The organism is Streptococcus sp. OMI750 (genome assembly GCF_047463895.1).
Taxonomy (GTDB): Bacteria; Bacillota; Bacilli; order Lactobacillales; family Streptococcaceae; genus Streptococcus.
On the sequence record NZ_JASHCZ010000001.1, the window covers coordinates 1 to 22,545 of the forward strand.

General features: G+C 43.5%; 26 protein-coding genes, 10 tRNA genes and 1 rRNA gene. 30 read left to right on the top strand and 7 right to left on the bottom strand.

Going from position 1 to position 22,545, the window contains the following annotated elements:
- Positions 1-11 precede the first annotated feature (11 nt).
- The 11 genes from rrf to QM830_RS00055 all read left to right on the top strand — a co-directional run bounded on the left by rrf (position 12) and on the right by QM830_RS00055 (position 1,076).
- A 5S ribosomal RNA gene (gene rrf, locus QM830_RS00005) occupies positions 12-127 on the top strand.
- A gap of 34 nt (positions 128-161) precedes the next feature.
- Positions 162-234 (top strand) — tRNA-Val (locus tag QM830_RS00010).
- A 2-nt stretch (positions 235-236) separates the two neighbouring features.
- Positions 237-309 (top strand) — tRNA-Asp (locus QM830_RS00015).
- Between the two features lie 31 nt (positions 310-340).
- A tRNA-Lys gene (locus QM830_RS00020) sits at positions 341-413 on the top strand.
- A 5-nt stretch (positions 414-418) separates the two neighbouring features.
- A tRNA-Leu gene (locus QM830_RS00025) sits at positions 419-500 on the top strand.
- Positions 501-517: 17 nt separating this feature from the next.
- Positions 518-590, top strand: a tRNA-Thr gene (locus QM830_RS00030).
- A gap of 23 nt (positions 591-613) precedes the next feature.
- Positions 614-685: transfer RNA gene (locus QM830_RS00035), tRNA-Gly, on the top strand.
- A gap of 7 nt (positions 686-692) precedes the next feature.
- Positions 693-778, top strand: a tRNA-Leu gene (locus tag QM830_RS00040).
- Between the two features lie 21 nt (positions 779-799).
- Positions 800-873, top strand: a tRNA-Arg gene (locus tag QM830_RS00045).
- 36 nt (positions 874-909) lie between these two features.
- A tRNA-Arg gene (locus QM830_RS00050) sits at positions 910-983 on the top strand.
- 19 nt (positions 984-1,002) lie between these two features.
- Positions 1,003-1,076 (top strand) — tRNA-Pro (locus tag QM830_RS00055).
- 85 nt (positions 1,077-1,161) lie between these two features.
- Here the strand turns inward: QM830_RS00055 and QM830_RS00060 are convergent.
- Positions 1,162-1,695, bottom strand: a complete 534-nt coding sequence (locus QM830_RS00060) for a DUF402 domain-containing protein (RefSeq protein ID WP_009732351.1) — start codon at positions 1,693-1,695, stop codon at positions 1,162-1,164.
- A 111-nt stretch (positions 1,696-1,806) separates the two neighbouring features.
- Positions 1,807-2,586, bottom strand: a complete 780-nt coding sequence (gene recX, locus QM830_RS00065; protein WP_009732352.1) for a recombination regulator RecX — start codon at positions 2,584-2,586, stop codon at positions 1,807-1,809.
- A 37-nt stretch (positions 2,587-2,623) separates the two neighbouring features.
- Here recX and rlmD point away from each other — a divergent pair, with 37 nt between their 5' ends.
- The 9 genes from rlmD to QM830_RS00110 all read left to right on the top strand — a co-directional run bounded on the left by rlmD (position 2,624) and on the right by QM830_RS00110 (position 11,279).
- Entirely contained in the window at positions 2,624-3,976 is a 1,353-nt protein-coding gene (gene rlmD / locus QM830_RS00070) for a 23S rRNA (uracil(1939)-C(5))-methyltransferase RlmD (RefSeq protein WP_414325010.1), read from the top strand.
- A 32-nt stretch (positions 3,977-4,008) separates the two neighbouring features.
- Positions 4,009-4,242 carry a DUF1858 domain-containing protein gene (locus QM830_RS00075; protein ID WP_003005810.1) on the top strand — a complete coding sequence of 78 codons (234 nt, stop codon included), beginning with the start codon at positions 4,009-4,011 and terminating at the stop codon, positions 4,240-4,242.
- On the top strand, positions 4,242-5,588 hold the full coding sequence (locus QM830_RS00080) for a DUF438 domain-containing protein (protein ID WP_414325012.1): 1,347 nt from the start codon (positions 4,242-4,244) through the stop codon (positions 5,586-5,588). The genes QM830_RS00075 and QM830_RS00080 overlap by 1 nt, the downstream gene beginning before the upstream one ends.
- 2 nt (positions 5,589-5,590) lie before the next feature.
- A complete protein-coding gene (locus QM830_RS00085) occupies positions 5,591-5,845 on the top strand; it encodes a DUF1912 family protein (protein ID WP_013903179.1) in 255 nt (84 codons plus the stop codon).
- A gap of 179 nt (positions 5,846-6,024) precedes the next feature.
- A complete protein-coding gene (locus QM830_RS00090; protein WP_003011968.1) occupies positions 6,025-6,372 on the top strand; it encodes a helix-hairpin-helix domain-containing protein in 348 nt (115 codons plus the stop codon).
- 267 nt (positions 6,373-6,639) lie between these two features.
- Complete coding sequence (locus tag QM830_RS00095) at positions 6,640-7,218, top strand: flavin reductase family protein (protein ID WP_414325014.1); 579 nt, start codon at positions 6,640-6,642, stop codon at positions 7,216-7,218.
- The gene (locus tag QM830_RS00100) at positions 7,205-7,774 is read left to right on the top strand and encodes a GNAT family N-acetyltransferase (RefSeq protein ID WP_414325015.1); all 570 of its coding nucleotides are present in this window, start codon (positions 7,205-7,207) and stop codon (positions 7,772-7,774) included. Before QM830_RS00095 ends, QM830_RS00100 begins: the two co-directional genes overlap by 14 nt.
- Before the next feature lie 27 nt (positions 7,775-7,801).
- Positions 7,802-10,453 carry a valine--tRNA ligase gene (locus QM830_RS00105; RefSeq protein ID WP_414325017.1) on the top strand — a complete coding sequence of 884 codons (2,652 nt, stop codon included), beginning with the start codon at positions 7,802-7,804 and terminating at the stop codon, positions 10,451-10,453.
- A 70-nt stretch (positions 10,454-10,523) separates the two neighbouring features.
- On the top strand, positions 10,524-11,279 hold the full coding sequence (locus tag QM830_RS00110; RefSeq protein ID WP_342977559.1) for a DUF3883 domain-containing protein: 756 nt from the start codon (positions 10,524-10,526) through the stop codon (positions 11,277-11,279).
- 154 nt (positions 11,280-11,433) lie between these two features.
- Here QM830_RS00110 and QM830_RS00115 read toward each other — a convergent pair whose 3' ends face one another.
- Positions 11,434-12,048 (bottom strand): TVP38/TMEM64 family protein, encoded by a 615-nt coding sequence (locus tag QM830_RS00115; protein WP_009732361.1) that lies wholly within the window; start codon positions 12,046-12,048, stop codon positions 11,434-11,436.
- A 182-nt stretch (positions 12,049-12,230) separates the two neighbouring features.
- On the opposite strand from QM830_RS00115, the gene QM830_RS00120 reads away from it, so the two are divergent.
- The 10 genes from QM830_RS00120 (at position 12,231) to QM830_RS00165 (ending at position 19,647) form a co-directional block, all read left to right on the top strand.
- Positions 12,231-12,758 (top strand): YqeG family HAD IIIA-type phosphatase, encoded by a 528-nt coding sequence (locus QM830_RS00120; RefSeq protein WP_045759146.1) that lies wholly within the window; start codon positions 12,231-12,233, stop codon positions 12,756-12,758.
- A 2-nt stretch (positions 12,759-12,760) separates the two neighbouring features.
- Positions 12,761-13,867 (top strand): ribosome biogenesis GTPase YqeH, encoded by a 1,107-nt coding sequence (gene yqeH / locus QM830_RS00125; protein WP_414325018.1) that lies wholly within the window; start codon positions 12,761-12,763, stop codon positions 13,865-13,867.
- A 225-nt stretch (positions 13,868-14,092) separates the two neighbouring features.
- A complete protein-coding gene (gene yhbY / locus QM830_RS00130; protein WP_006595720.1) occupies positions 14,093-14,404 on the top strand; it encodes a ribosome assembly RNA-binding protein YhbY in 312 nt (103 codons plus the stop codon).
- A 21-nt stretch (positions 14,405-14,425) separates the two neighbouring features.
- Complete coding sequence (locus tag QM830_RS00135; RefSeq protein WP_049491277.1) at positions 14,426-15,055, top strand: nicotinate-nucleotide adenylyltransferase; 630 nt, start codon at positions 14,426-14,428, stop codon at positions 15,053-15,055.
- Positions 15,055-15,651, top strand: a complete 597-nt coding sequence (gene yqeK, locus QM830_RS00140) for a bis(5'-nucleosyl)-tetraphosphatase (symmetrical) YqeK (RefSeq protein WP_414325019.1) — start codon at positions 15,055-15,057, stop codon at positions 15,649-15,651. The genes QM830_RS00135 and yqeK overlap by 1 nt, the downstream gene beginning before the upstream one ends.
- On the top strand, positions 15,652-16,152 hold the full coding sequence (locus tag QM830_RS00145) for a cysteine hydrolase family protein (RefSeq protein WP_414325021.1): 501 nt from the start codon (positions 15,652-15,654) through the stop codon (positions 16,150-16,152).
- Positions 16,153-16,166: 14 nt separating this feature from the next.
- Complete coding sequence (gene rsfS, locus QM830_RS00150; RefSeq protein ID WP_003014310.1) at positions 16,167-16,520, top strand: ribosome silencing factor; 354 nt, start codon at positions 16,167-16,169, stop codon at positions 16,518-16,520.
- 445 nt (positions 16,521-16,965) lie between these two features.
- Positions 16,966-17,706, top strand: a complete 741-nt coding sequence (locus tag QM830_RS00155) for a class I SAM-dependent DNA methyltransferase (RefSeq protein WP_414325778.1) — start codon at positions 16,966-16,968, stop codon at positions 17,704-17,706.
- A gap of 6 nt (positions 17,707-17,712) precedes the next feature.
- On the top strand, positions 17,713-18,810 hold the full coding sequence (locus QM830_RS00160) for a nucleotidyltransferase (protein WP_414325023.1): 1,098 nt from the start codon (positions 17,713-17,715) through the stop codon (positions 18,808-18,810).
- Positions 18,811-18,930: 120 nt separating this feature from the next.
- Entirely contained in the window at positions 18,931-19,647 is a 717-nt protein-coding gene (locus QM830_RS00165) for a YebC/PmpR family DNA-binding transcriptional regulator (RefSeq protein ID WP_368403408.1), read from the top strand.
- A 52-nt stretch (positions 19,648-19,699) separates the two neighbouring features.
- Here the strand turns inward: QM830_RS00165 and QM830_RS00170 are convergent, their stop codons facing one another.
- Genes QM830_RS00170 through QM830_RS00185 form a run of 4 tightly spaced genes read right to left on the bottom strand, consistent with a single transcriptional unit; the run spans position 19,700 to position 22,467 of the window.
- Positions 19,700-20,026, bottom strand: a complete 327-nt coding sequence (locus QM830_RS00170) for a DUF5960 family protein (protein WP_003005875.1) — start codon at positions 20,024-20,026, stop codon at positions 19,700-19,702.
- A complete protein-coding gene (locus QM830_RS00175) occupies positions 20,007-20,378 on the bottom strand; it encodes a hypothetical protein (protein ID WP_414325024.1) in 372 nt (123 codons plus the stop codon). The genes QM830_RS00170 and QM830_RS00175 overlap by 20 nt, the downstream gene beginning before the upstream one ends.
- Positions 20,375-21,787, bottom strand: a complete 1,413-nt coding sequence (locus QM830_RS00180; RefSeq protein ID WP_414325025.1) for a Y-family DNA polymerase — start codon at positions 21,785-21,787, stop codon at positions 20,375-20,377. The genes QM830_RS00175 and QM830_RS00180 overlap by 4 nt, the downstream gene beginning before the upstream one ends.
- 2 nt (positions 21,788-21,789) lie before the next feature.
- Positions 21,790-22,467, bottom strand: a complete 678-nt coding sequence (locus tag QM830_RS00185) for a helix-turn-helix domain-containing protein (protein WP_031575880.1) — start codon at positions 22,465-22,467, stop codon at positions 21,790-21,792.
- Positions 22,468-22,545 lie beyond the last annotated feature (78 nt).

The following is a 22,545-nucleotide window of genomic DNA, read 5'->3' on the forward strand; positions in this document are numbered from 1 at the left end:
AGCATTCAGAGTTAAGTGACGATAGCCTAGGAGATACACCTGTACCCATGCCGAACACAGCAGTTAAGCCCTAGAACGCCGGAAGTAGTTGGGGGTTGCCCCCTGTGAGATAAGGTAGTCGCTTAGCAAGAGATTGAGTCTAGAGAGATCTAGGCTCATTTGGGAGTTTAGCTCAGCTGGGAGAGCATCTGCCTTACAAGCAGAGGGTCAGCGGTTCGATCCCGTTAACTCCCATAGGTCCCGTAGTGTAGCGGTTATCACGTCGCCCTGTCACGGCGAAGATCGCGGGTTCGATTCCCGTCGGGACCGTAGAAACTTAGTTTCTAGCAGATAATGATACGACTCGTTAGCTCAGTTGGTAGAGCAATTGACTTTTAATCAATGGGTCACTGGTTCGAGCCCAGTACGGGTCATTATAGCGGGTTTGGCGGAATTGGCAGACGCACCAGATTTAGGATCTGGCGCTTTACGGCGTGGGGGTTCAAGTCCCTTAACCCGCATAGAAGAATAATAATGAGCCGGCTTAGCTCAGTTGGTAGAGCATCTGATTTGTAATCAGAGGGTCGCGTGTTCAAGTCATGTAGCCGGCATTTTTTTATATAAAGAAACAGATGCGAACGTAGTTCAGTGGTAGAACACCACCTTGCCAAGGTGGGGGTCGCGGGTTCGAATCCCGTCGTTCGCTTGAGGCAGCCGGGGTGGCGGAACTGGCAGACGCACAGGACTTAAAATCCTGCGATTGGTAACGATCGTACCGGTTCGATTCCGGTCCTCGGCATAGACTTAGGTTAGAGAAGAAGCACCCTTAGCTCAACTGGATAGAGTACCTGACTACGAATCAGGCGGTTAGAGGTTCGACTCCTCTAGGGTGCATGGTCGCAAGACTATGTAAGAATTGAATAAGAAAGAGCACCCTTAGCTCAACTGGATAGAGTACCTGACTACGAATCAGGCGGTTAGAGGTTCGACTCCTCTAGGGTGCATAAAGCGTAAGCTTTAGTTCGGGAAGTAGCTCAGCTTGGTAGAGTACTTGGTTTGGGACCAAGGTGTCGCAGGTTCGAATCCTGTCTTCCCGATAGTATTTTAAAAAAGTCTAATGTTATCATTAGGCTTTTTTTGTAGTTTGTTATATGAAAAAAAGAGCTTTCGCTCTTTCCAACTTTATTTGTTTCGCAGTTCAACATAACGGTTATACCAAATTTTGATGTATTCCTCAGAAAAAGGACCTTTGTTTTGGTTTATCCAATCAACTAGTACTTTAACATTTTCCTTTAAAATGTAGTCAATGTCATCTGAATAGCCCATTTTTTCTTTATGTTGCTCATATTCTTCAACATCTAATAATTTTTTTTCACCATTGGTAAAGACCTTGACATCGAGATCGTAGTCGATGTATTTTAAGGCTTCCTGGTCGATAAGAAATGGACTTGCTAAATTACAGTAGTAGGACACACCATTGTCACGGATCATGGCGATGATGTTAAACCAATATTTTTTATGGAAATAAACAATTGCTGGTTCACGTGTAATCCAACGTCTGCCATCACTTTCAGTTACAAGTGTATGATCATTTACTCCAATAATTGCATTTTCGGTTATCTTTAATACCATGGTGTCACGCCATGTTCGGTGTAAACTGCCATCATGTTTATAACTTTGAATTGTAATAAAGTCGCCTTCTTTAGGTAGTTTCATAACTTACCAACTTTCTACAATCTAAGTACATCTTCTATATTGTATCATATTTTTTCAATTTTTTTTGTTTTTTTCTACGAAATTTTCAATTGATCTGATTGAAAGAGGTTTTTAATCTAAAAATTCTCTGATAGCTGATTTAATATCTGTATAATCATATCCTTTTCTTGCAAGTGATTGTGTTAGACGTTGCTGTAAATCATACCCTTCATATTTTTTACTGTATTTACGATACTGTTTTTCTAACTCTTTTAGGATGAGTTCATTGGTTGTTTCTTCATCTGCTTCGAGTTCGAGATTTTGCAAAGCTATTTGTGCTTGGTTATATGGAAATCCTTTTGAGATAAGTGCTTGGATGATCTTCGTTTCTATGGCTTTTAATGGATATTTTCCCTGGTATTTTTTTAGAAGTTTTTTTGAAGTCCGGTTGATAACTTCAGTAAAATCATAGTCTGCAAGCATTTCTTGAAGGATTGATTTTGGGATCCCTTTTTGTTGAATCTTTTGTTGTAATAAGACAGGGCCCTTATCGCCACTGAGAAGGTTGGCCTCTATCAAGTTTCTTGCATATTGACGATCATCTAACCACTTTTCTTCTGTGAGGTGTTGAACCACTTTATCAATAATGGCAGCATCAATCTCATATTTTGTAAGGTAGTCTCGGACTTCTTTTGTTGTCCGAGCTTTAAAAGAAAGATGGTAAAGGGCCAGGTTTTTACCATAGGAGTATTGTGCAAACTCTTGGATTTCTTTTAGCTCTTCTTCACTGATTTCTTTCTCTTTGGAAAGGAAATATTTGACGATGGTGTCTTCCGTAATATATAGTTTTTGATCGTTGTCTAACTCAAGGAGGTAGAGTCTTTTTTTCTTTTCTAGTTTTGTAATTTTCATGTTTTTATTATACCGAAAAATGTGTTAAGATAGGGATATGAACGTTAAAGTAAAACAAAAAATTCCTTTGAAAATTAAACGAATGGGAATTAACGGAGAAGGGATTGGCTTTTATAAAAAAACACTTGTCTTTGTGCCTGGGGCTTTAAAGGGCGAGGATATTTTCTGTCAAATTACAAGTGTCAAGAAAAATTTTGCGGAAGCCAAACTCCTATCTGTGAATAAGGCATCTAAGTATCGGGTGACGCCCATGTGTGATATCTATGAGACCTGTGGTGGTTGTCAAATCATGCATTTAAAGTATGACAAGCAGCTGGAGTTTAAGAAAGATTTATTGCAACAGGCCTTGAAGAAATTCTCACCTGAAGGCTTTGAACAGTATGCTATTCGGCCGACAATCGGAATGCAGGAGCCACTTTACTATCGGGCAAAATTGCAATTTCAAACAAGGAAATTCAAAGGCCAGGTTAAGGCGGGTCTTTATGCTCAAAATTCACATTATTTGGTAGAATTAAAAGATTGTTTGGTCCAAGATCCGGTTATTCAAGCGATTGCCAATGATCTTGCGGATTTATTGACTTACTATCAGATTCCGATTGCTGATGAGCGTAAAGAACTGGGTGTCAGAACTATGATGGTTCGACGAGCTCGGAAGTCTGGTCAAGTTCAGATCATTGTAGTCACCAGTCGGCAGATTAATTTAAAGGATTTAGTGGAAGACTTGGTCAAGAAACACCCTGAGATTGTCACCGTTGCTGTTAATAAAAATACGTCTCGCTCCAGTGAAATCTATGGCGAACAAACACAGATTATTTGGGGTGAAGAGGCTATTCTTGAAGGCGTTTTGGATTATGAATTCTCCCTCTCTCCTCGAGCCTTTTACCAGTTGAATCCAGAGCAGACTGAGGTGTTGTATAGTGAGGCGGTTAAGGCTTTAGATGTTTCTCCAGAGGATCACTTGATAGATGCCTACTGTGGGGTTGGAACGATTGGGTTTGCTTTTGCTAATAGAGTGAAAAGTGTTCGGGGGATGGATATCATTCCTGAAGCGATTGAAGATGCCAAATACAATGCTAAACGGATGGGATTTGATAATACCCACTATGAAGCTGGGACGGCTGAGGAAATTATTCCTCGTTGGTACAAAGAAGGCTATCGAGCAGATGCAGTCATTGTGGATCCACCCCGTACGGGTTTAGGGGCGAAATTGATCGAGACCTTATTGCACTATGCACCTGACAAGATGGTCTATGTCTCTTGTAATGTATCGACTTTGTCAAGGGATTTGGTAGCTTTGACAAAGGTTTATCGGGTTGAATACATTCAATCAGTGGACATGTTTCCACATACGGCAAGGACAGAGGCTGTCGTGAAGTTAGTGAAGAAGTGAAAATGAACGAAATGAGTAAAGGAAATAGGAAAATGGACAATGTTATTGATGTATCGATTCCAGTGGCTCAAGTTATTGATCAACATCCGGAGGTATTGGATTTGTTAGTGGAGTTGGGCTTTAAACCCTTAGCCAATCCGATCATGCGCAATACAGTTGGGCGCAAGGTTTCCTTAAAACAAGGATCAAAATTAGAAGGTACGCCTATGGAGAAGATTGTGCGAACACTAGAGGCTAATGGCTATGAAGTAGTGGGGCTAGACTAATGAGTGATGAACGAATTCACGTCTTAAGAGACATCTTATTAGAGCTTCATCATGGAGCTTCCCCTGAATCGGTTCAGGAACGGTTTGATGCGACTTTTGCAGGGGTGTCTGCGATTGAGATCTCTCTTATGGAGCATGAACTGATGAACTCAGATGCAGGTGTTACTTTTGAAGATGTTATGGAGCTTTGTGATGTCCATGCCAATCTCTTTAAGAATGCTGTTCAAGGGGTCGAAGTGGCAGATACAGACCATCCAGGTCACCCAGTTCAGATCTTTAAACAGGAGAACTTAGCCCTTCGAGCCGCTATGATGCGGGTCCGTCGCTTGCTAGACAATTATGAGACGACTGAGGATCCTGAGATGATTCAGGAGATTCATAAGGGCTTGTTACGTCAGCTGGGCTTGGTGGGTCAATTTGACCGGCATTACCGTCGCAAGGAAGAGTTGATGTTTCCGATTATGGAAAAATATGGGCATGATTCCCCACCAAAAGTGATGTGGGGAGTAGATGACCAGATTCGAGAACTCTTTGCGAAAGCTTTGGATGCGGCCAAGAAATTACCGGAATCTAGTATTTCTGAAGTCAAGGAGCTCTTTGAAGCCTTTGCACAAGAGTTTGAGGGCATGATCTTCAAGGAGGAGTCGATCCTCTTGATGATTTTGCTGGAGTCCTTTACCCAGGATGACTGGCTCTCCATTGCAGAAGAAAGTGATACTTATGGTTATGCCATTATTCTCCCAAGTGAGAAATGGGTGCCGAAACGTGTGGACTTTAAGGAGGAAGCGTCGAAAGAGTCAGAAGGTTCAACTGAACCACTTCCTTCTTCAAAAGGAGATGAGCACCGTCAGGTCATTGAAACTCCTGAGGGGCAATTGACCATTACCTTCACGCCTAAGAAAAAAGAAGAGAGCTTCGATCGCAAGCAACCACAAGCTTTTGGCCATGGCTTTCTCTCTGTGGAGCAAGCGAATTTAATCTTGAACCAGTTACCAATGGAGATCACCTTTGTCAATAAGGATGATATTTTCCAATATTACAATGATGCTGCGCCTTTTGAGGAAATGATTTTTAAGAGGACGCCTTCGCAGGTAGGACGCAATGTTGAGCTGTGTCACCCTCCGAAATACTTGGAGAAGGTCAAAGCGATTATGCAGGGGCTTCGTGAAGGGAAAAAAGACAAGTATGAAATGTGGTTCAAATCAGAATCGCGTGGGAAATTTGTCCATGTCACCTATGCAGCCGTGCGTGATGAAGCTGGAGAGTTTCAAGGAGTCTTGGAGTATGTTCAGGACATTCAACCTTATCGGGAGATCGATACGGATTTTTATAGAGGAATGGAGTAAAGATGAGTTACGAAACAGAGTTTATGAAGGAGTTTGAGGAGTGGATCAAGACCCAGGTCATGATCAATGAAATGGCTCTCGAAGAAAGTAAGAAGGTTTTTGATGAAGACCAGGATGAACGAGCGAAAATCGCTATGATTCGCTATGAAAGCCGTTTGGACGCTTATCAGTTCTTGCAAGGGAAGTTTGAAAATTTCCATGCTGGAAAAGGATTTCATGATTTACCTGATGGGCTCTTTGGTGAAAGAAAATATTAAATGGCCTTATTGAAGGCGTTTTACTAGCTAGATTTACCTGAAAATTGAGCAATGACTTGATTTTTTAGGGGATTGTGATACAATAAAAAAGTTGAAATGACATCAACGGATTTTTGAATGGAATTATGGTGATGAAACCTTGTTGCCTTAGGAATTGATCACTGAATTTAGGAGGAAAAATGGCAAAGAAGAACGTAAACCGTGCGAAACAATACAAGCATCAAAATAGACATCTTTTGAAAAAAGCTGTCGCAACTGTAACTGCAGCTGTGAAAGAAGCACCTAAAAAGGTTGAGAAAGCTACAAAAGCAGTGGCGAAAGAGGTGAAACAAGCAGCTTCTTCAGTGGAAGAATTTGCTGCAAGTTTGGAAGGTGTGGCACTTGATCGTGCGCAAACATTCTATGATGAAGGTATTCGCTCTGTTGCGGACTTCGCAAACTGGACAGAAAAAGAGTTGTTGGCCCTTAAAGGAATCGGCCCAGCTACAATCAAGAAATTGAAAGAACTAGGCGTTAAATTTAAATAATCGCTTTTGTGATTTCTTGCTATTTCCAAGAAAACTTGCTAAAATGAACCTATTAGAGGTGTTTTGAATCCCACATTTTACAGAAAGTGGCGGTGCTGAGAAGTCCACAAATGTGACAAAACTGGTTGCTAATGGATGAAAATGAAATAAACAAAGTTGCGGGCATTGCCCGAAATTGGGTGGTACCGCGGATTAACACATTCGTCCCTGTCAGATTGATGACAGGGGCGATTTTTCTTTTTGCAACCCTAGCTGAAGGAGCTTGTCATGAAACAATCTTTTAACACTAGTAAACTCTACTATGGCTTTCCGATTTTCATCTTGGGGTATCAGGACAAGAACTTTGGGCACAATATCACGACCTGCAGTTCCTCTTATAGCCTGGGAGATTGGCTGGTCATCGGGGTTGGTAGTGAGGAAAATGCGGCTGACCAGATTAAGCATTATCAACAGTTCACTGTGAACATCCCTGATGAAAACTTTATGCTTGAGATGGAGCAGGCTGGGTTTATCAGCCATCGGGAGAAATTGAAACACCTGGGGCTTGACTACGAGATTTCTGAACGAACTCAGGCTCCGATTTTGGAGGCTTGTCCAGTCGTCTTGGATTGCCAGGTAGATCGGATTATCGAGGAAGATGGCATCTGCCATATCTTTGCTAAGATTCTTGAGCGACTGGCTGATCCAGAGCTCCTAGATGACAAGGGGCATTTTAAAAATGACCGTTTTGCTCCGACTTACTTTATGGGGGACGGCCATCAGCGTGTTTACCGTTATCTGGATGACCGAGTCGATCCCATGGGGTGCTTTATCAAGAAAGCGAGGAAGAAGAATGACAAGAGCTGAACTGCCAGAACGAATCGAAACGGAGCGTCTGGTCTTACGAGTCCGAACAGTGGCTGATGCAGAGGACATCCATGCTTACGCTAGTCTTCCAGAAGTCTCTTACCCAGCAGGTTTTCCACCCGTCAAGACCTTGGAAGACGAGATCTATTACCTAGAGCATATCCTTCCCGATCGCAATCAAAAAGAAAATCTTCCAGCTGGTTACGGCATTGTGGTCAAAGGAACCAATAAAATCATTGGCTCTGTTGACTTCAACCATCGCCACGAAGACGATGTGCTGGAGATTGGCTATACCTTGCACCCAGACTATTGGGGGCGAAACTATGTGCCTGAAGCGGCGCGTGCTTTGATTGATCTAGCTTTTAAAGAATTGAACCTTCACAAGATAGAATTGTCTTGCTTTGGTTACAATGCCCAAAGTCAACGAGTCGCGGAAAAGCTTGGCTTTACCCTCGAAGCTCGCATAAGAGACCGCAAAGATGCTCAAGGCAACCGCTGTGATGATTTGAGATACGGCTTGCTAAAGAGTGAGTGGGAAGCTCAAAATAAACATTAAAAAGAAATAACTAGAAAGGACACACACATGTCTAAAGAACTTTCACCTAAATATAATCCAGCCGAGGTTGAGGCTGGTCGTTACCAAAAATGGCTTGACGAAGATGTTTTCAAGCCTTCTGGCGATAAAAAGGCTAAGCCTTATTCAATCGTTATTCCACCACCAAACGTAACTGGGAAACTTCACCTTGGTCACGCTTGGGATACAACGTTGCAAGATATTATCATCCGTCAAAAACGCATGCAAGGCTTTGATACGCTTTGGCTTCCAGGGATGGACCATGCTGGGATTGCCACTCAAGCTAAAGTAGAAGCCCGTTTAGCTGAGGACGGCATCTCTCGTTATGACCTGGGGCGTGAGAAATTCCTCGATAAGGTTTGGGAATGGAAAGACGAGTATGCCACTACTATCAAGCAACAATGGGGCAAGATGGGGCTCTCTGTAGACTACTCTCGTGAGCGTTTCACCCTTGATGAAGGGTTGTCAAAAGCCGTTCGTAAGGTCTTTGTAGAGCTTTACAAGAAGGGCTGGATCTACCGTGGTGAATTTATCATCAACTGGGATCCAAAAGCTCGTACAGCCCTTTCTGATATCGAGGTTATTCACAAGGATGTCGAAGGTGCCTTCTACCACATGAACTACATGTTGGAAGACGGTTCACGTGCCCTTGAAGTAGCAACGACACGTCCTGAGACTATGTTTGGGGATACTGCCGTAGCGGTTAACCCAAATGATGACCGTTATAAAGACTTGATTGGTCAAAATGTTATCTTGCCAATCTTGAACAAGCCAATCCCAATCGTAGGGGACGAACACGCTGACCCTGAATTCGGTACTGGTGTGGTGAAGATCACTCCTGCCCACGACCCTAATGACTTCTTGGTTGGTCAACGTCATAATCTTCCACAAGTGAACGTTATGAACGATGATGGTACCATGAATGAATTGGCTGGTGAATTCAATGGCATGGACCGCTTTGAAGCTCGTAAGGCTGTTATCAAGAAGTTAGAAGAAATTGGTGCCCTTGTTAAGATTGAGAAGATGACCCACTCAGTTGGTCACTCAGAGCGTACAGGGGTTATGGTTGAGCCACGCTTATCTACGCAATGGTTCGTCAAGATGGATCAATTGGCGAAAAATGCTATTGCTAACCAAGACACAGACGATAAGGTAGAATTCTACCCACCTCGTTTCAACGACACCTTCCTTCAGTGGATGGAAAATGTCCATGACTGGGTGATCTCTCGTCAACTCTGGTGGGGTCACCAAATCCCTGCTTGGTACAATGCTGAGGGTGAAATGTACGTTGGCGAAGAAGCGCCAGAAGGTGACGGATGGAAACAAGACGAAGATGTCTTGGATACTTGGTTCAGCTCTGCCCTTTGGCCATTCTCTACTATGGGCTGGCCTGATGTCGACTCAGAAGACTTCAAACGTTACTTCCCAACGTCAACCTTGGTAACAGGTTACGATATCATCTTCTTCTGGGTGTCTCGTATGATCTTCCAATCATTGGAATTCACTGGTCGTCAGCCATTCCAAAACGTCCTTATCCACGGACTCATTCGTGACGAGCAAGGACGTAAGATGTCTAAGTCACTCGGTAACGGTATTGACCCAATGGATGTTATCGAGAAATATGGTGCTGATGCCCTCCGTTGGTTCCTTTCAAACGGTTCTGCACCAGGTCAAGACGTGCGCTTCTCTTACGAGAAAATGGATGCGTCTTGGAACTTCATTAACAAGATTTGGAACATCTCACGTTACATCCTCATGAACAATGAAGGATTGACCTTGGATGCGGCACGTGAAAATGTGGCTAAAGTGGCTGCTGGTCAAGCAGGAAACGTCACAGACCGTTGGATTCTCCACAACCTCAACGAAACGATCGGTAAGGTCGCTGAAAACTTTGATAAGTTTGAGTTTGGTGTGGCTGGTCACATCCTCTACAACTTCATCTGGGACGAGTTTGCTGACTGGTATGTTGAGTTGACTAAGGAAGTGCTTTATAGCGACAATGAGGCCGAAAAAGTCATCACTCGTTCTGTCCTTCTATACACCTTGGATCAAATCTTGCGTCTCCTTCACCCAATCATGCCATTCGTGACTGAAGAAATTTACGGCCAAATCTCTGAAGGAACGATCGTGACTGCGGAATACCCAGTGGTTCGTCCAGAGTTTGAAAACGAAGAAGCAGCAACCGGCGTTGAAGCTCTTAAAGATGTGATTCGCTCTGTTCGTAACTCACGTGCAGAAGTGAACGTAGCGCCAAGCAAGCCAATCACTATCTTGATTAAGACAAGCGACAGCAAGCTCGATGCCTTCTTCAATGACAACGTTAACTACATCAAACGCTTCACAAATCCAGAACACTTGGAAATTGCAGCAGATGTCGAAGTACCTGACTTGGTTATGTCAAGCATCATCACGGGGGCAGAAATCTACTTGCCACTCGCTGACCTTCTCAATGTCGAAGAAGAATTGGCTCGTCTTGAAAAAGAATTGGCCAAATGGCAAAAAGAACTGGATATGGTCGGTAAGAAGCTCTCTAATGAACGCTTCGTAGCCAATGCCAAACCAGAAGTTGTCCAAAAAGAACGCGACAAACAAGCCGACTACCAAGCCAAATACGACGCAACTGTTGCACGTATTGATGAGATGAAGAAGTTGGTGAAATAAACCTAGAAACACGGCGGAATGCCGTGTTTTTTTGGTATAATGAAATCAATATCTACTGATGGAGAAAGTTATGTCTAAACACCCTCACTATGAATTGTTAAACTTGATTGGCTATGGTCTTGCTAAGTTTGATGATACTTTTATAAAGGAATTTCAATGCTCTAGTAAATCCGAGTTTTATCGTTACATAGTTTCTTTAGGCGTTGCAGAAACAACGGGTGTCGTCAAAAATAGAATGGATTTATTCGACCCCTATTTTGATAACAATCGAAAAGGTTGGTGGCAAAAAGCTGAAGTCTACCGTTTTCGAAAAGATTTAATTGACACGATGTTTGGAAATGAGGATGTTCACAGTTTTGCAGAAATAGTCAAAATGCTGCTTGCAAGTGAAGGGAAGAAAACAGGTATAACCATCGTTGAAAAGCCAATTGTTCGGACGAAATTCAAACGCCTACAAGAAACTGGAATGGAAGCAGAGAACTATTTCATACACCATTTTGATAAGGAAGAGAAATTTCAAGGTGGCCAATTGACTGATGCCCGTCTTTATGGTGATGGATATGATTTCCAAGTAGATGTTCAAGAACATTCATACCTTGCTGAGGTTAAAGGTATCCGAAAACCTAAAGGACGTATTCGTTTGACCTCCAAAGAATTTGAGAAAGCTAAGGAATATCAATCGGATTTTATTCTATCTCTAGTCACTAATCTCGACGATATTCCAAGATTGGTATTGATTGATAACCCACTTAACCATTTTGAATTTGAAAAAAATGTTATTAAAAATGAAGTCGTTGAATATAGAAGTTTGGAAGATTTATATTAATGAATGTAAACGTATCAGTGCTTACTACACTTACTGATATGAACTCATAAATGGAATGGGATAACCATATAGAGAGTAATTTAAAAAAATTGGTTAAGTTTCTCTTTTTTACAAAAACACCACCTCCTAGTCAATTAGGAGGTGGTGTCATGCTTTAGACCATTTTCCAGAAATAATCGATGATATAGGTCAGGCCGTAGGTGTAGATGACCAGGGTGATGGGTTTGCAGAGGATGATGATGGTCATGTAGCGTTTGAAGGTCATATTGGTCAGACCTGCAAGCATACAGATGAAGTCGGCAGGACTAACTGGCCAGATCATCATGAAGATAAAGAAGCGATCGAACCGCTTGCCTTCATTGAGCCAGCCAATGTACTTGTCATAGGTCTTCTGACTGACCATGGATTGGACGAACTTAGGCCCGTACATTCTCGCAAGGTGGAAAATAATGGCACAGCCGATTACGATGCCGATGTAATTGTAGATAGTCCCAATGATGTGGCCGTAGATGAAAACACCTGCTACAGATGTCAGGGCACCGGGAATAATAGGGACTACTGTCTGAAGGATCTGAAGAAAGATAAAGAGAGGGGGTCCAAAGATGCCTGCTTGGAGAATAAAAGCTGACAAAGTTTCCTTGGATTGAAGGATGCCAGCAAAGTAGGCCCAGATACAAAAGGCCAAGGTCCCAAGAGCTCCAATGATGGACGACCAATTAATGATGCGCTGGAGAAGAGGAGAGACCTCTTTTAAGCTTGTTTGTTTCATAAAAAATTCCGAGTTCTTTTTCTTCTACTATACCATGTTTTTGGAACTTTGTAAGGATTTTGTCTATTTTTTGAGCAGTGAAATTGACCTGATAGGAGTCTGTCGTTGTTTTAGTCGTGAAGCGAGTGCAAAATGGGTCTTTTTATGCTACAATGAAAGGAGTATAAAAAATGGAGAAAAACGTGTCAATCGAAAATTACAAACCAGATTTTGCGGTGGAAGCAGCCTATGATCTCACCGTTGCAGACTTGAAAAAACAGGGCATCAAGGCGGTCCTTGTGGATTTGGATAATACCTTGATTGCTTGGAATAATCCGGATGGTACCCCTGAGATGCGCCAGTGGTTGCATGACCTTCGTGATGGGGGGATTCGGGTTATCGTGGTGTCCAATAATAGTCCCAAACGGGTCAAGCGTGCGGTTGAGAAATTTGATATTGACTATGAAGCTTGGTCGCTCAAGCCCTTTACTTTTGGGATTGATCGGGCCCTCAAACGTTTCCACTATGAGAAAAATGAAGTGGTTATGGTGGGGGATCAATTGATGACCGACATCCGGGCGGCTCATCGGGCGGGCATTCGTTCGATTTTGGTCAAGCCTTTGGTCGAGCACGATTCCATCAAGACCCAGATCAACCGGGCGCGTGAACGCCGTGTCATGAAGCAAATGGCCGAAAAATATGGTCCGATTGTATACAAAAAAGGAATTTAAGAATGGAAGAATTATTCTGTATTGGCTGTGGAGCCCCCATTCAGACAGAAAACAAAGAGGGGCTAGGCTATACTCCCCAATCAGCTCTTGAAAAGGGATTGGAAACAGGCGAAGTCTATTGCCAACGCTGTTTTCGTCTTCGTCACTATAATGAAATCACAGATGTGCATCTGACAGATGATGATTTCCTGAAATTGCTACACGAGGTAGGAGATAGTGATGCTCTTGTGGTCAATGTAGTCGATATTTTTGACTTTAATGGCTCCGTCATTCCTGGCTTGCCCCGTTTTGTAGCAGGAAATGATGTCCTCTTGGTCGGAAACAAAAAAGACATCTTGCCCAAGTCTGTCAAGGATAGCAAGGTGACCCATTGGTTGATGGAGCGAGCCCACGAAGAAGGCATGCGTCCTGTCGATGTGGTCCTCACCTCTGCCCAAAACAAGAGTGCTATCAAGGACTTGATGGAAAAGATTGAGCAGCACCGTAAGGGACGTGATGTCTACGTGGTGGGTGTGACCAACGTTGGGAAGTCGACCCTCATCAATGCGATTATCCAAGAAATCACAGGCGATAAGGATATTATTACAACTTCTCGCTTCCCTGGGACAACACTGGACAAGATCGAAATCCCATTGGATGATGGATCCTATATCTACGATACACCAGGGATTATACATCGCCACCAGATGGCTCACTACTTGACGGCTAAAAACCTCAAGTATGTCAGCCCTAAAAAGGAAATCAAGCCCAAGACCTACCAACTCAACCCAGAGCAAACCCTCTTCTTGGGTGGTCTGGGACGCTTTGACTTTATCAAGGGAGAAAAGCAAGGTTTCACCGCCTTCTTTGATAACGAACTCAAGCTTCATCGGACCAAGCTCGAAGGAGCGACGGCCTTTTATGATAAGCATGTAGGTAGCTTATTAACTCCCCCTAACAGCAAGGAAAAAGAAGAATTCCCACCCTTGATTTCCCATGAGTTTACCATCAAGGACAAGACAGACCTCGTCATCTCTGGACTCGGCTGGATCCGCGTCAATGGGGAAGCCAAAGTAGCCGTCTGGGCACCAGAAGGCGTCGCTGTCGTCACCCGCAAAGCTATTATTTAAAAAAACAGGAAAAAATATATCTGAAGAGCGAACAAAGTGAGCTCATAAAGCGATCGTTATTGCCGTGGTGTAGTTGCCAATCGTGAGATTGGCAAGGGCAAAATGGAGACCAAGGCTCCATTTTGAGGTGAGGAAATCCATTTTTCAAAGATGAGATCTTTGAAAAATTAGTTCCGGCCGTCCCCACCACTTAAAATAATGATCAAGAAAAAAGGAAGTAAAAATATGACATTAACATCCAAACAACGGGCTTTCCTCAATAGCCAAGCCCACAGCCTCAAACCGATTATCCAAATCGGGAAAAACGGGCTCAATGACCAAATCAAAACCAGTGTGCGCCAAGCGCTAGATGCGCGCGAACTGATCAAGGTGACTCTTCTTCAAAATACGGATGAAAACATCCATGAAGTAGCAGAAATCTTGGAAGAAGAAATCGGTGTGGATACGGTTCAAAAAATTGGACGAATCCTCATCTTGTATAAACAATCAAGCAAAAAAGAAAACCGGAAGATTTCAGTCAAAGTAAAAGAAATCTAAGAGACACAGGAGAGCAGGTATATGGCAATTGAACTATTGACTCCCTTTACGAAGGTAGAGTTAGAGCCAGAGATCAAAGACAAGAAACGCAAACAAGTTGGTATTTTGGGTGGGAATTTCAATCCGGTCCACAATGCCCATTTGGTCGTTGCGGATCAAGTGCGCCAACAATTAGGGTTAGATAAGGTGCTCTTGATGCCTGAGTACGAGCCGCCGCATGTCGATGCTAAGGGGACGATTGCAGAGCACCATCGTCTCAAGATGCTGGAATTAGCCATTGAAGGCATTGAAGGTCTTGAAATCGAGACTATTGAACTCGAGCGCAAAGGGATTTCCTATACCTATGACACCATGATCTTGCTCAATGAACGCGATCCAGACACAGACTATTACTTCATTATTGGTGCAGATATGGTGGATTATTTACCCAAATGGCATCGTATTGATGAATTGGTGGAGATTGTGCAATTTGTCGGAGTACAGCGACCACGCTATAAAGCAGGGACTTCTTATCCGGTGATATGGGTGGATGTTCCCCTAATGGATATCTCCTCGAGCATGGTGCGCGATTTTCTTGCTAAAGGCCGGACGCCGAATTTTATGTTGCCAAAACCAGTCTTGGACTACATCAAGAAAGAAGGTTTGTATTAATGACCTATGAAAACTACCTTGGCTTTTCTCGTGATGTCTTGCTTGAAAAAATGCGTCAAATCCTGCCAGAAAAGCGCCTAACCCACTGTTTAGGGGTTGAGAAGGCTGCGCGTGACTTGGCTAAACGCTATGGGGCTGATGAAGAGCAGGCTGGCCTAGCAGGTTTGTTACATGATTATGCTAAGAAATTATCGGATCAGGAATTTTTGGACTTGATTGATCGCTATGAGCTAGATCCTGCATTAAAAAACTGGGGCAACAATGTCTGGCATGGGATGGTCGGGATTTATAAGATCCAAGAAGATCTCGGATTGACAGATCCAGCCATTCTTCGCAGTATTGAGATTCACACGGTCGGAAGTGGGCGGATGTCAACCTTAGACAAGATTGTCTATGTGGCAGATTATATTGAACACAATCGGGATTTCCCAGGGGTAGATCAAGCTCGTAAAATCGCCCAAGTCTCCTTGGATCGTGCCGTGGCCTATGAGACGGCTCGCACAGTCGAACACCTGGCTCACCAAGGATTGCCGATTTATCCCCAAACCCTTGAAACCTACAATGCCTTTGTGAAGTATTTGAAAGAGGAGCAGTGAGTGAAAACAGCTTTAATCATTATTGATGTTCAAAATATTCTCGTGGAAACAGGTTTTGAGACAGAAAAGCTTCTGGAGAAGATTGCTTATTTACAAGAACAGGCTAGAAAACAGCAGATTGAAATCATCTACATGCAGCATATTGAAACGCCAGAGGCTTTCACTTCAGAAGATTGGCAGTTATCGCCCCTGTTGAAGAGACAGGCAAATGAAAAGGTATTTCAGAAGCGATACAATAGTATGTTTAAAGAGACAGGATTAAAAGAATACTTGGATCAACAAGGGATTGAACAACTGGTTCTGTGTGGCATGCAGACAGAATATTGTGTCGATACATCCGTCAAAGTGGGATTTGAATACGGCTATAAGCTGGTCGTTCCAGAAGGAGCTGTCACAACCTTTGATGGAGAGGACATCCCAGCAGAAACGCTTAATGAATTTTATGAAAATATTTGGGCAGAACGTTTTGCGGATGTCTTAGACTACAAAACAATTTTTTAAAGAAAGAGGACTAAATGAAAGAAAAAGAATTACTTGAACTTGTTGTTAAAGCTGCCGATGAAAAACGTGCAGAAGACATTGTAGCTTTAGATGTTCAAAGCTTGACCAGCGTGACAGATTACTTTGTTATCGCAAGCTCTATGAACAGCCGTCAGTTGGAAGCGATCGCAGAAAATATTCGCGAGAAAGTCGTTGAAGCTGGTGGCAATGCCAGTCACGTCGAAGGTGACTCAGCAGGAGGTTGGGTCCTTCTTGACTTAGGTGGTGTGGTGGTCCATGTCTTCTCAGAAGAAATGCGTGCCCACTATAACCTAGAAAAGCTATGGCACGAAGCAAGTGCTGTCGATCTTTCAGCAGCCTTAGCATAAGCAGGTAAACTCAGTTGGTAGCAACTGAGTTTTGTTGGTTAAATTGAAATTCTATGGAAAGAAAGGATGGGGCCTCGTGTTAAGTTAGTTTGGTAACGGAACACGAGCTAAAAGCTGTGAGAAAAAGAGTAACTTCCTTTGTATCTGACGATACGGCAGAAAGTTTCCTATTTTCACTTTGCTTTTAACGCTCTTTGTATCTTAGAAAGGATTTGAACCCGTCCTGTAATCCTCGGAAAATAGATAGGGCTATGTCAAATTATTAACTAAAAAATTTATTGTTTGACGCAGTAGCTGATTGGACTCTTCATTCGCTTTTTAAGCTCGGAAGAGTACCTAATCAGCCTTGCGGGGGTGAGACAACGAACGAATTTTCTAAGAAAACTCGTTCTGTCTCACTCCCCTAATTTTCTATCGGATTACGGGCGGACTTGGTATCATGAATATGGCGACTTATGAAACGTTTGCGGCGGTCTATGATGCGGTCATGGATGATAGCCTGTATGATTTGTGGACGGATTTTTCCCTCCGCCATCTCCCAAAGACAAAAGATAAGAAAAAATTACTGGAATTGGCTTGTGGGACAGGGATTCAGTCTGTTCGCTTTTCCCAAGCTGGTTTTGATGTGACAGGATTAGACTTGAGTGCTGATATGCTGAAGATTGCTGAAAAAAGAGCGGCTTCAGCCAAGCAAAAGATTGCTTTTATCGAGGGCAATATGCTGGACCTGTCGCAAGCGGGTACCTACGACTTTGTGACCTGCTACTCTGATTCCATCTGCTATATGCAGGACGAGGTGGAAGTAGGAGATGTCTTCAAAGAAGTCTACAATGCCCTTAATGAAGACGGGGTCTTTATCTTTGATGTGCATTCGACCTACCAGACTGATGAGGTTTTCCCGGGCTATTCTTATCACGAAAATGCAGAAGATTTTGCCATGCTCTGGGATACCTATGAGGATGCGGCCCCTCACTCGATCGTCCATGAGCTGACCTTCTTTGTCCAAGAGGAGGATGGCAGCTTTAGTCGGCACGATGAAGTCCATGAGGAGCGCACCTATGAAGTTTTAACCTATGACATTTTGCTGGAGCAGGCTGGATTTAAATCTTTCAAATTATACGCGGACTTTGAAGATAAGGAGCCAACAAAGACCAGCAAACGATGGTTTTTTGTAGCACAGAAGTAGGACAGCATGACAGTTACAGGTATTATTGCAGAATTTAATCCTTTTCACAATGGGCACAAGTATTTGCTGGAACAGGCAGAGGGTTTGAAAATTGTTGCTATGTCTGGAAATTTTGTCCAACGTGGTGAACCTGCCATTGTAGATAAGTGGACACGGGCGCAGATGGCTTTGGAAAATGGAGCGGATCTGGTGGTCGAGCTCCCCTTTCTTGTGGCTGTTCAGTCGGCGGATCATTTTGCCAAGGGAGCGGTGGAGATCTTGTTCCGTCTGGGAATCGACCAATTGACCTTTGGGACAGAAGAGGTCTTAGATTACCAAGCGATTGCAACTGTTTACTCGGAGAAAAAAATGGAAATGGAAGCTTTCTTGCGAAGCCTTCCGGATGATTTATCCTATCCACAAAAGACCCAAAAAATGTGGGAAAGCTTTGCTGGAGTTGAGTTCACAGGAGCTACTCCCAATCATATCCTAGGGTTGGCTTATGCCAAGGCTTGTGCTGGGAAGGGGATTGCGCTCAAGCCCGTCCAGCGCCAGGGAGCAGGCTACCATTCAGAAGAAAAAGAAGTGGCCTATGCTTCTGCCACTAGTCTACGCCTGCACAAGGAAGATCAGGACTTTGTCGATAAATTCATGCCCAATAGTCAACTCTTTCAGTCGGCTCCACAGGTGTCTTGGGAGGATTATGACCAACTGCTCCGTTATCAAATCCTAACTCATCCGGATTTGACACAGATTTTTCAGGTCAATGAAGAACTGGCTAATCGGCTAAAGGAGGCGGTTCGAAGTGCTAGTTCTGTGGAAGACCTGGTGGAGAAAGTCGCAACCAAGCGCTATACCAAGGCGCGAGTCCGTCGCATCTTGACTTACATCTTGCTAGGGGCGATGGATCAAGCTCTTCCCGATGCCATTCATGTCTTAGGTTTTTCCGCAAAGGGACAAGTCCACCTCAAAGGCTTGAAAAAATCAGTAGAAATCGTGACCCGAATCGGTAAGGAACCTTGGGATGCTTTGAGCCAGCAAGCGGATCAGGTGTATCAGCTAGGTCACCCCCAATTGCCTGAACAAATCTGGGGCCGGGTGCCGGTGAGACTAAGAGATGAATAATGGATGGTTGGTAGAGTAGTTCCATCCTGGATGATGCGCAAAAAACTCTTCCAAGTCTTATGATTTGTGATATAATATAAAAGATTGAAAATAATTTGAAAAAATTTAAGGAGAATCCTCATGGGACGTAAATGGGCCAATATTGTTGCCAAGAAAACTGCCAAAGATGGTGCCAACTCAAAGGTATATGCCAAATTTGGTGTTGAGATCTATGTAGCCGCTAAAAAGGGTGAACCAGATCCAGAATTGAATACTGCTTTGAAATTCGTTATCGACCGTGCTAAACAAGCGCAAGTGCCAAAACACGTGATTGATAAAGCGATCGATAAGGCAAAAGGAAACACGGATGAAACCTTTACAGAAGGACGTTATGAAGGCTTCGGACCAAATGGTTCTATGTTGATCGTTGATACCTTGACGTCAAATGTTAACCGTACAGCGGCGAATGTTCGTGCTGCTTTTGGTAAAAACGGTGGTAACATGGGAGCTTCAGGCTCTGTATCTTACCTCTTTGACAACAAGGGAGTTATCGTCTTTGCTGGTGATGATGCGGATGCGATCTTTGAACTTTTGCTTGAAGCAGATGTTGATGTAGACGATGTAGAAGCAGAAGAAGGAACGATCACAGTCTACACTGCTCCAACTGATCTTCACAAAGCGATCGTTGCTTTGCGTGAATCAGGTGTCGAAGAATTCCAAGTAACAGAATTGGAAATGATTCCTCAATCAGAAGTTGAGTTGTCAGGTGAAGATTTGGAAACCTTTGAAAAACTTTACAGCGTTCTTGAAGACGATGAGGACGTACAAAAAATCTACACAAACGTAGATGGATTCTAATCACTCGTAAGGATTGTAGTGAATCCCATAAATTAAGAAAAAGGATAGCTTCTCAGATCAAGCTATCCTTTTTCTCTGTCTGATGAGGATCTATCTTTTGTAAGTGATGGCCTGTATAAGCGTAAATACGGGTCAGGGGTGATTGGGAGAGTGTGGAAACCTTAAAATAGAAATAATGGTCTCGATGATCCCGACTTTTGGTATGGTGAAGACGAAAGTAGTTTCGCTGGCCTGCTGCCATAGAGTGGAGAATATCGTCTTCTAAAAAGACGAGCGGTGTAGAAGTAGCGGCCCACTTGTAAAAGTCCATCTCAAATTGGTGGTAATTCTCTGAAAAATAATCAAATTGTAATTCGTGTTTAGTCTGAATAGGTTTCATAGGGTGTTTCCTCAGATTCAATAAAAATGATAGAGTCCACGAGGAGACGGTGGTAGTGGCCATCGCTTTTGAGAAGAAGCTCAGAAGCAGATAAGGTGTGAATCGAACCTGTGTAGGTTGCAAATTGATTCCCCTCTAGAGTCGAGATCGAGATCGTCGTTTGTTGTTGGAAGGCCTGCTCCAGGAGCTGGATCTGTTCAGCAAGTGGAAGAATCGTGAGCTGACTGCAGTCAATTTCTTTTGTGTGCAGGGCAGTTGTGTGCTCGGATAAAAAGAAGCCGGCCCACTTAGCCATGCCACGATCTTGAAATTCGCGGGCGGATTGATAAGGGAGATAAGAACGGTCGATCATGTTAATCCATCTAAGCCTCCTGCGGAATGTCCACCTGTTAGTTTACTGCGTGCAATGGCGCGTGAGTTTTCTAGTAGTGAGGAGCCTTTCTGAAGAGAGGTAAAGCCAAATTGATCCCGAATGCGGTCAATGGTCTGCTGGAGTTTTTCCTCTTTTTCCAGAGCTACTGGATCATCAAAGAGAGAAAAGAATTGGAGGGACTCCTCGACAAGTTCTCCATAAAAAACACCAATCTGCCGAATGGCTCCGCCTTTGTACTTGGAGCGAAAAAGCCGCAGAACCGTATCGGATAAAACCTTGGTAGATTGGGTGGGTTCAATCTTTTGCTGGCAGTGAATGGACGGAAGACCCTCGATTTTGGAGTAGGAGGCATGAATGGAGACCAGCTGGGTCTTCTTTTTTTTCCGTCGCAAGCGAATAGCCACCTGTTCAGCCATCTCCCGAAATACCAGTTCAATGTCGGCTTGTAGATGGTAGTCATAGGGCAAGATTTGAGAGTTACCAATGCCTCGTGATTTCGGACGATAAGGCTTGTGGACATTGCTTTCATCAATGCCATGAGCATGGAACCAAAGTTGAAGACCCATGACTCCGAATTCTTTCTTTAAGAGATCTGGGTGGGCCTGAGCTAGTTCAGCAATCGACGTGATCCCGATCCCTTGCAATCGTTTTTCAGTGCGACGTCCAATACCCCAAAAATCAGTGAGCTGGGGCAGTTTCCAGACCTTACTTTCTACATCTTCATAAGACCAATTGGAGCGCATATTTCGACAATGCTTGGCTTCATTGTCCAAGGCTAGCTTGGCAAGAAGGGGATTGGCGTTGCTGAGGCCAATGGTAGAATAGATTCCAGTTTCCTGCCAGATTTTTTTTTGGATCCTGGCAGAAAGAAGGTCCAGTTTTTCCTTTCGCGAAAGGGAGGAATCTGGAATAAAATAATTTAAGGAAGAAGTCAGATCGATAAAGCCTTCGTCGATCGAGTAAGGAAATATATCATCGGGTGCCGCAAATTCCTGAAAAACCTTCTGAATCTCCATATTGACCTGAATGTAGGCATTCATGCGTGGTGGCACAATCAGGGTCCTCTTGGCCCAGGATTCAATGGATGCAATAAAGGCTGGATCTGTTGGCAATCCTTGTTTTTTGGCGACGTAGCTATTGAATTTTCTGGTCTTGAGATCAAAAGGCAGGTCGTAGCTCCGGCTCACATTTTTCTTGCCAAAGACTTGTTTGAAAACGGGAGAGCTGGCCAAAATCAGACCAGCAGAATTGTCGCTCCGGCTCATGACGCAAAGAGAAGTGGTCAGGGGATTTAGGCCCAGACGGACACACTCACAGCTGGCATAAAAACTTTTCATATCCACAAAAGCAATATCAGAATGAGGCTCACGTGAATAATCAAACAGCATACTTACACCTCAAGTGGTAGGAAATGCCCGACCACAATGCCGACGATTTTGGGCTCGTCTTCATAAGGAGCAAATAAATCGTCATAATCAGGGTTGATGGATTCTAAGCGCAAGCCTTCCGCTTCCCGATAGACTTTCTTGATGTAAGTTTTTCCATTCCAGATGAGGGCGTAGACAGCTCCATCATAGTCAAATCCGGTCTGCTTCATGAGGGCAACAGAGCCATTGGGGTAGAGAGGTTCCATGGAATTTCCGGATACCCAAGATGCGAAGTCATGCTGGATCTCTTTGTCAAAATAGACGGTTTCATAGTCTGTTTCGTTATCATAAAAGGTATGTCCTAAACCAGCTGCCAGCTCAATTGAAAGAACCTTATAAGCCGTCAAGGAAACAACTTTTTGCTGCTGCTCTAATAACTGGCTGGCCAATTGGTCGACTTTCTTTTGATGAGGTGGGGTTAATAAAGGGTAGGTGTAGAGTGCAGACTCTTTGTTAATAAAGTAGTCCTCTTTAACGGAGAGGCGCTTGGCCAACCTCCTGAGATTTTTTTCGTGTGGCTCCGCTAAGCCATTCTCCCAACTGGAGTAAGTCTTGCGAGAAATTTTGAGATCCTCGTAGACATCTGCTTGGGTCAAGCCTTTTTCCAGGCGTCTTTCTTTTAGTTTTTTTGCATCAAACATGTCGCTTCTCCTATGTAACGTTTTAAAGGTTACATATAGTTTATCAAAAATAAAATCCTTTTGCAAGAGAAAAATTCC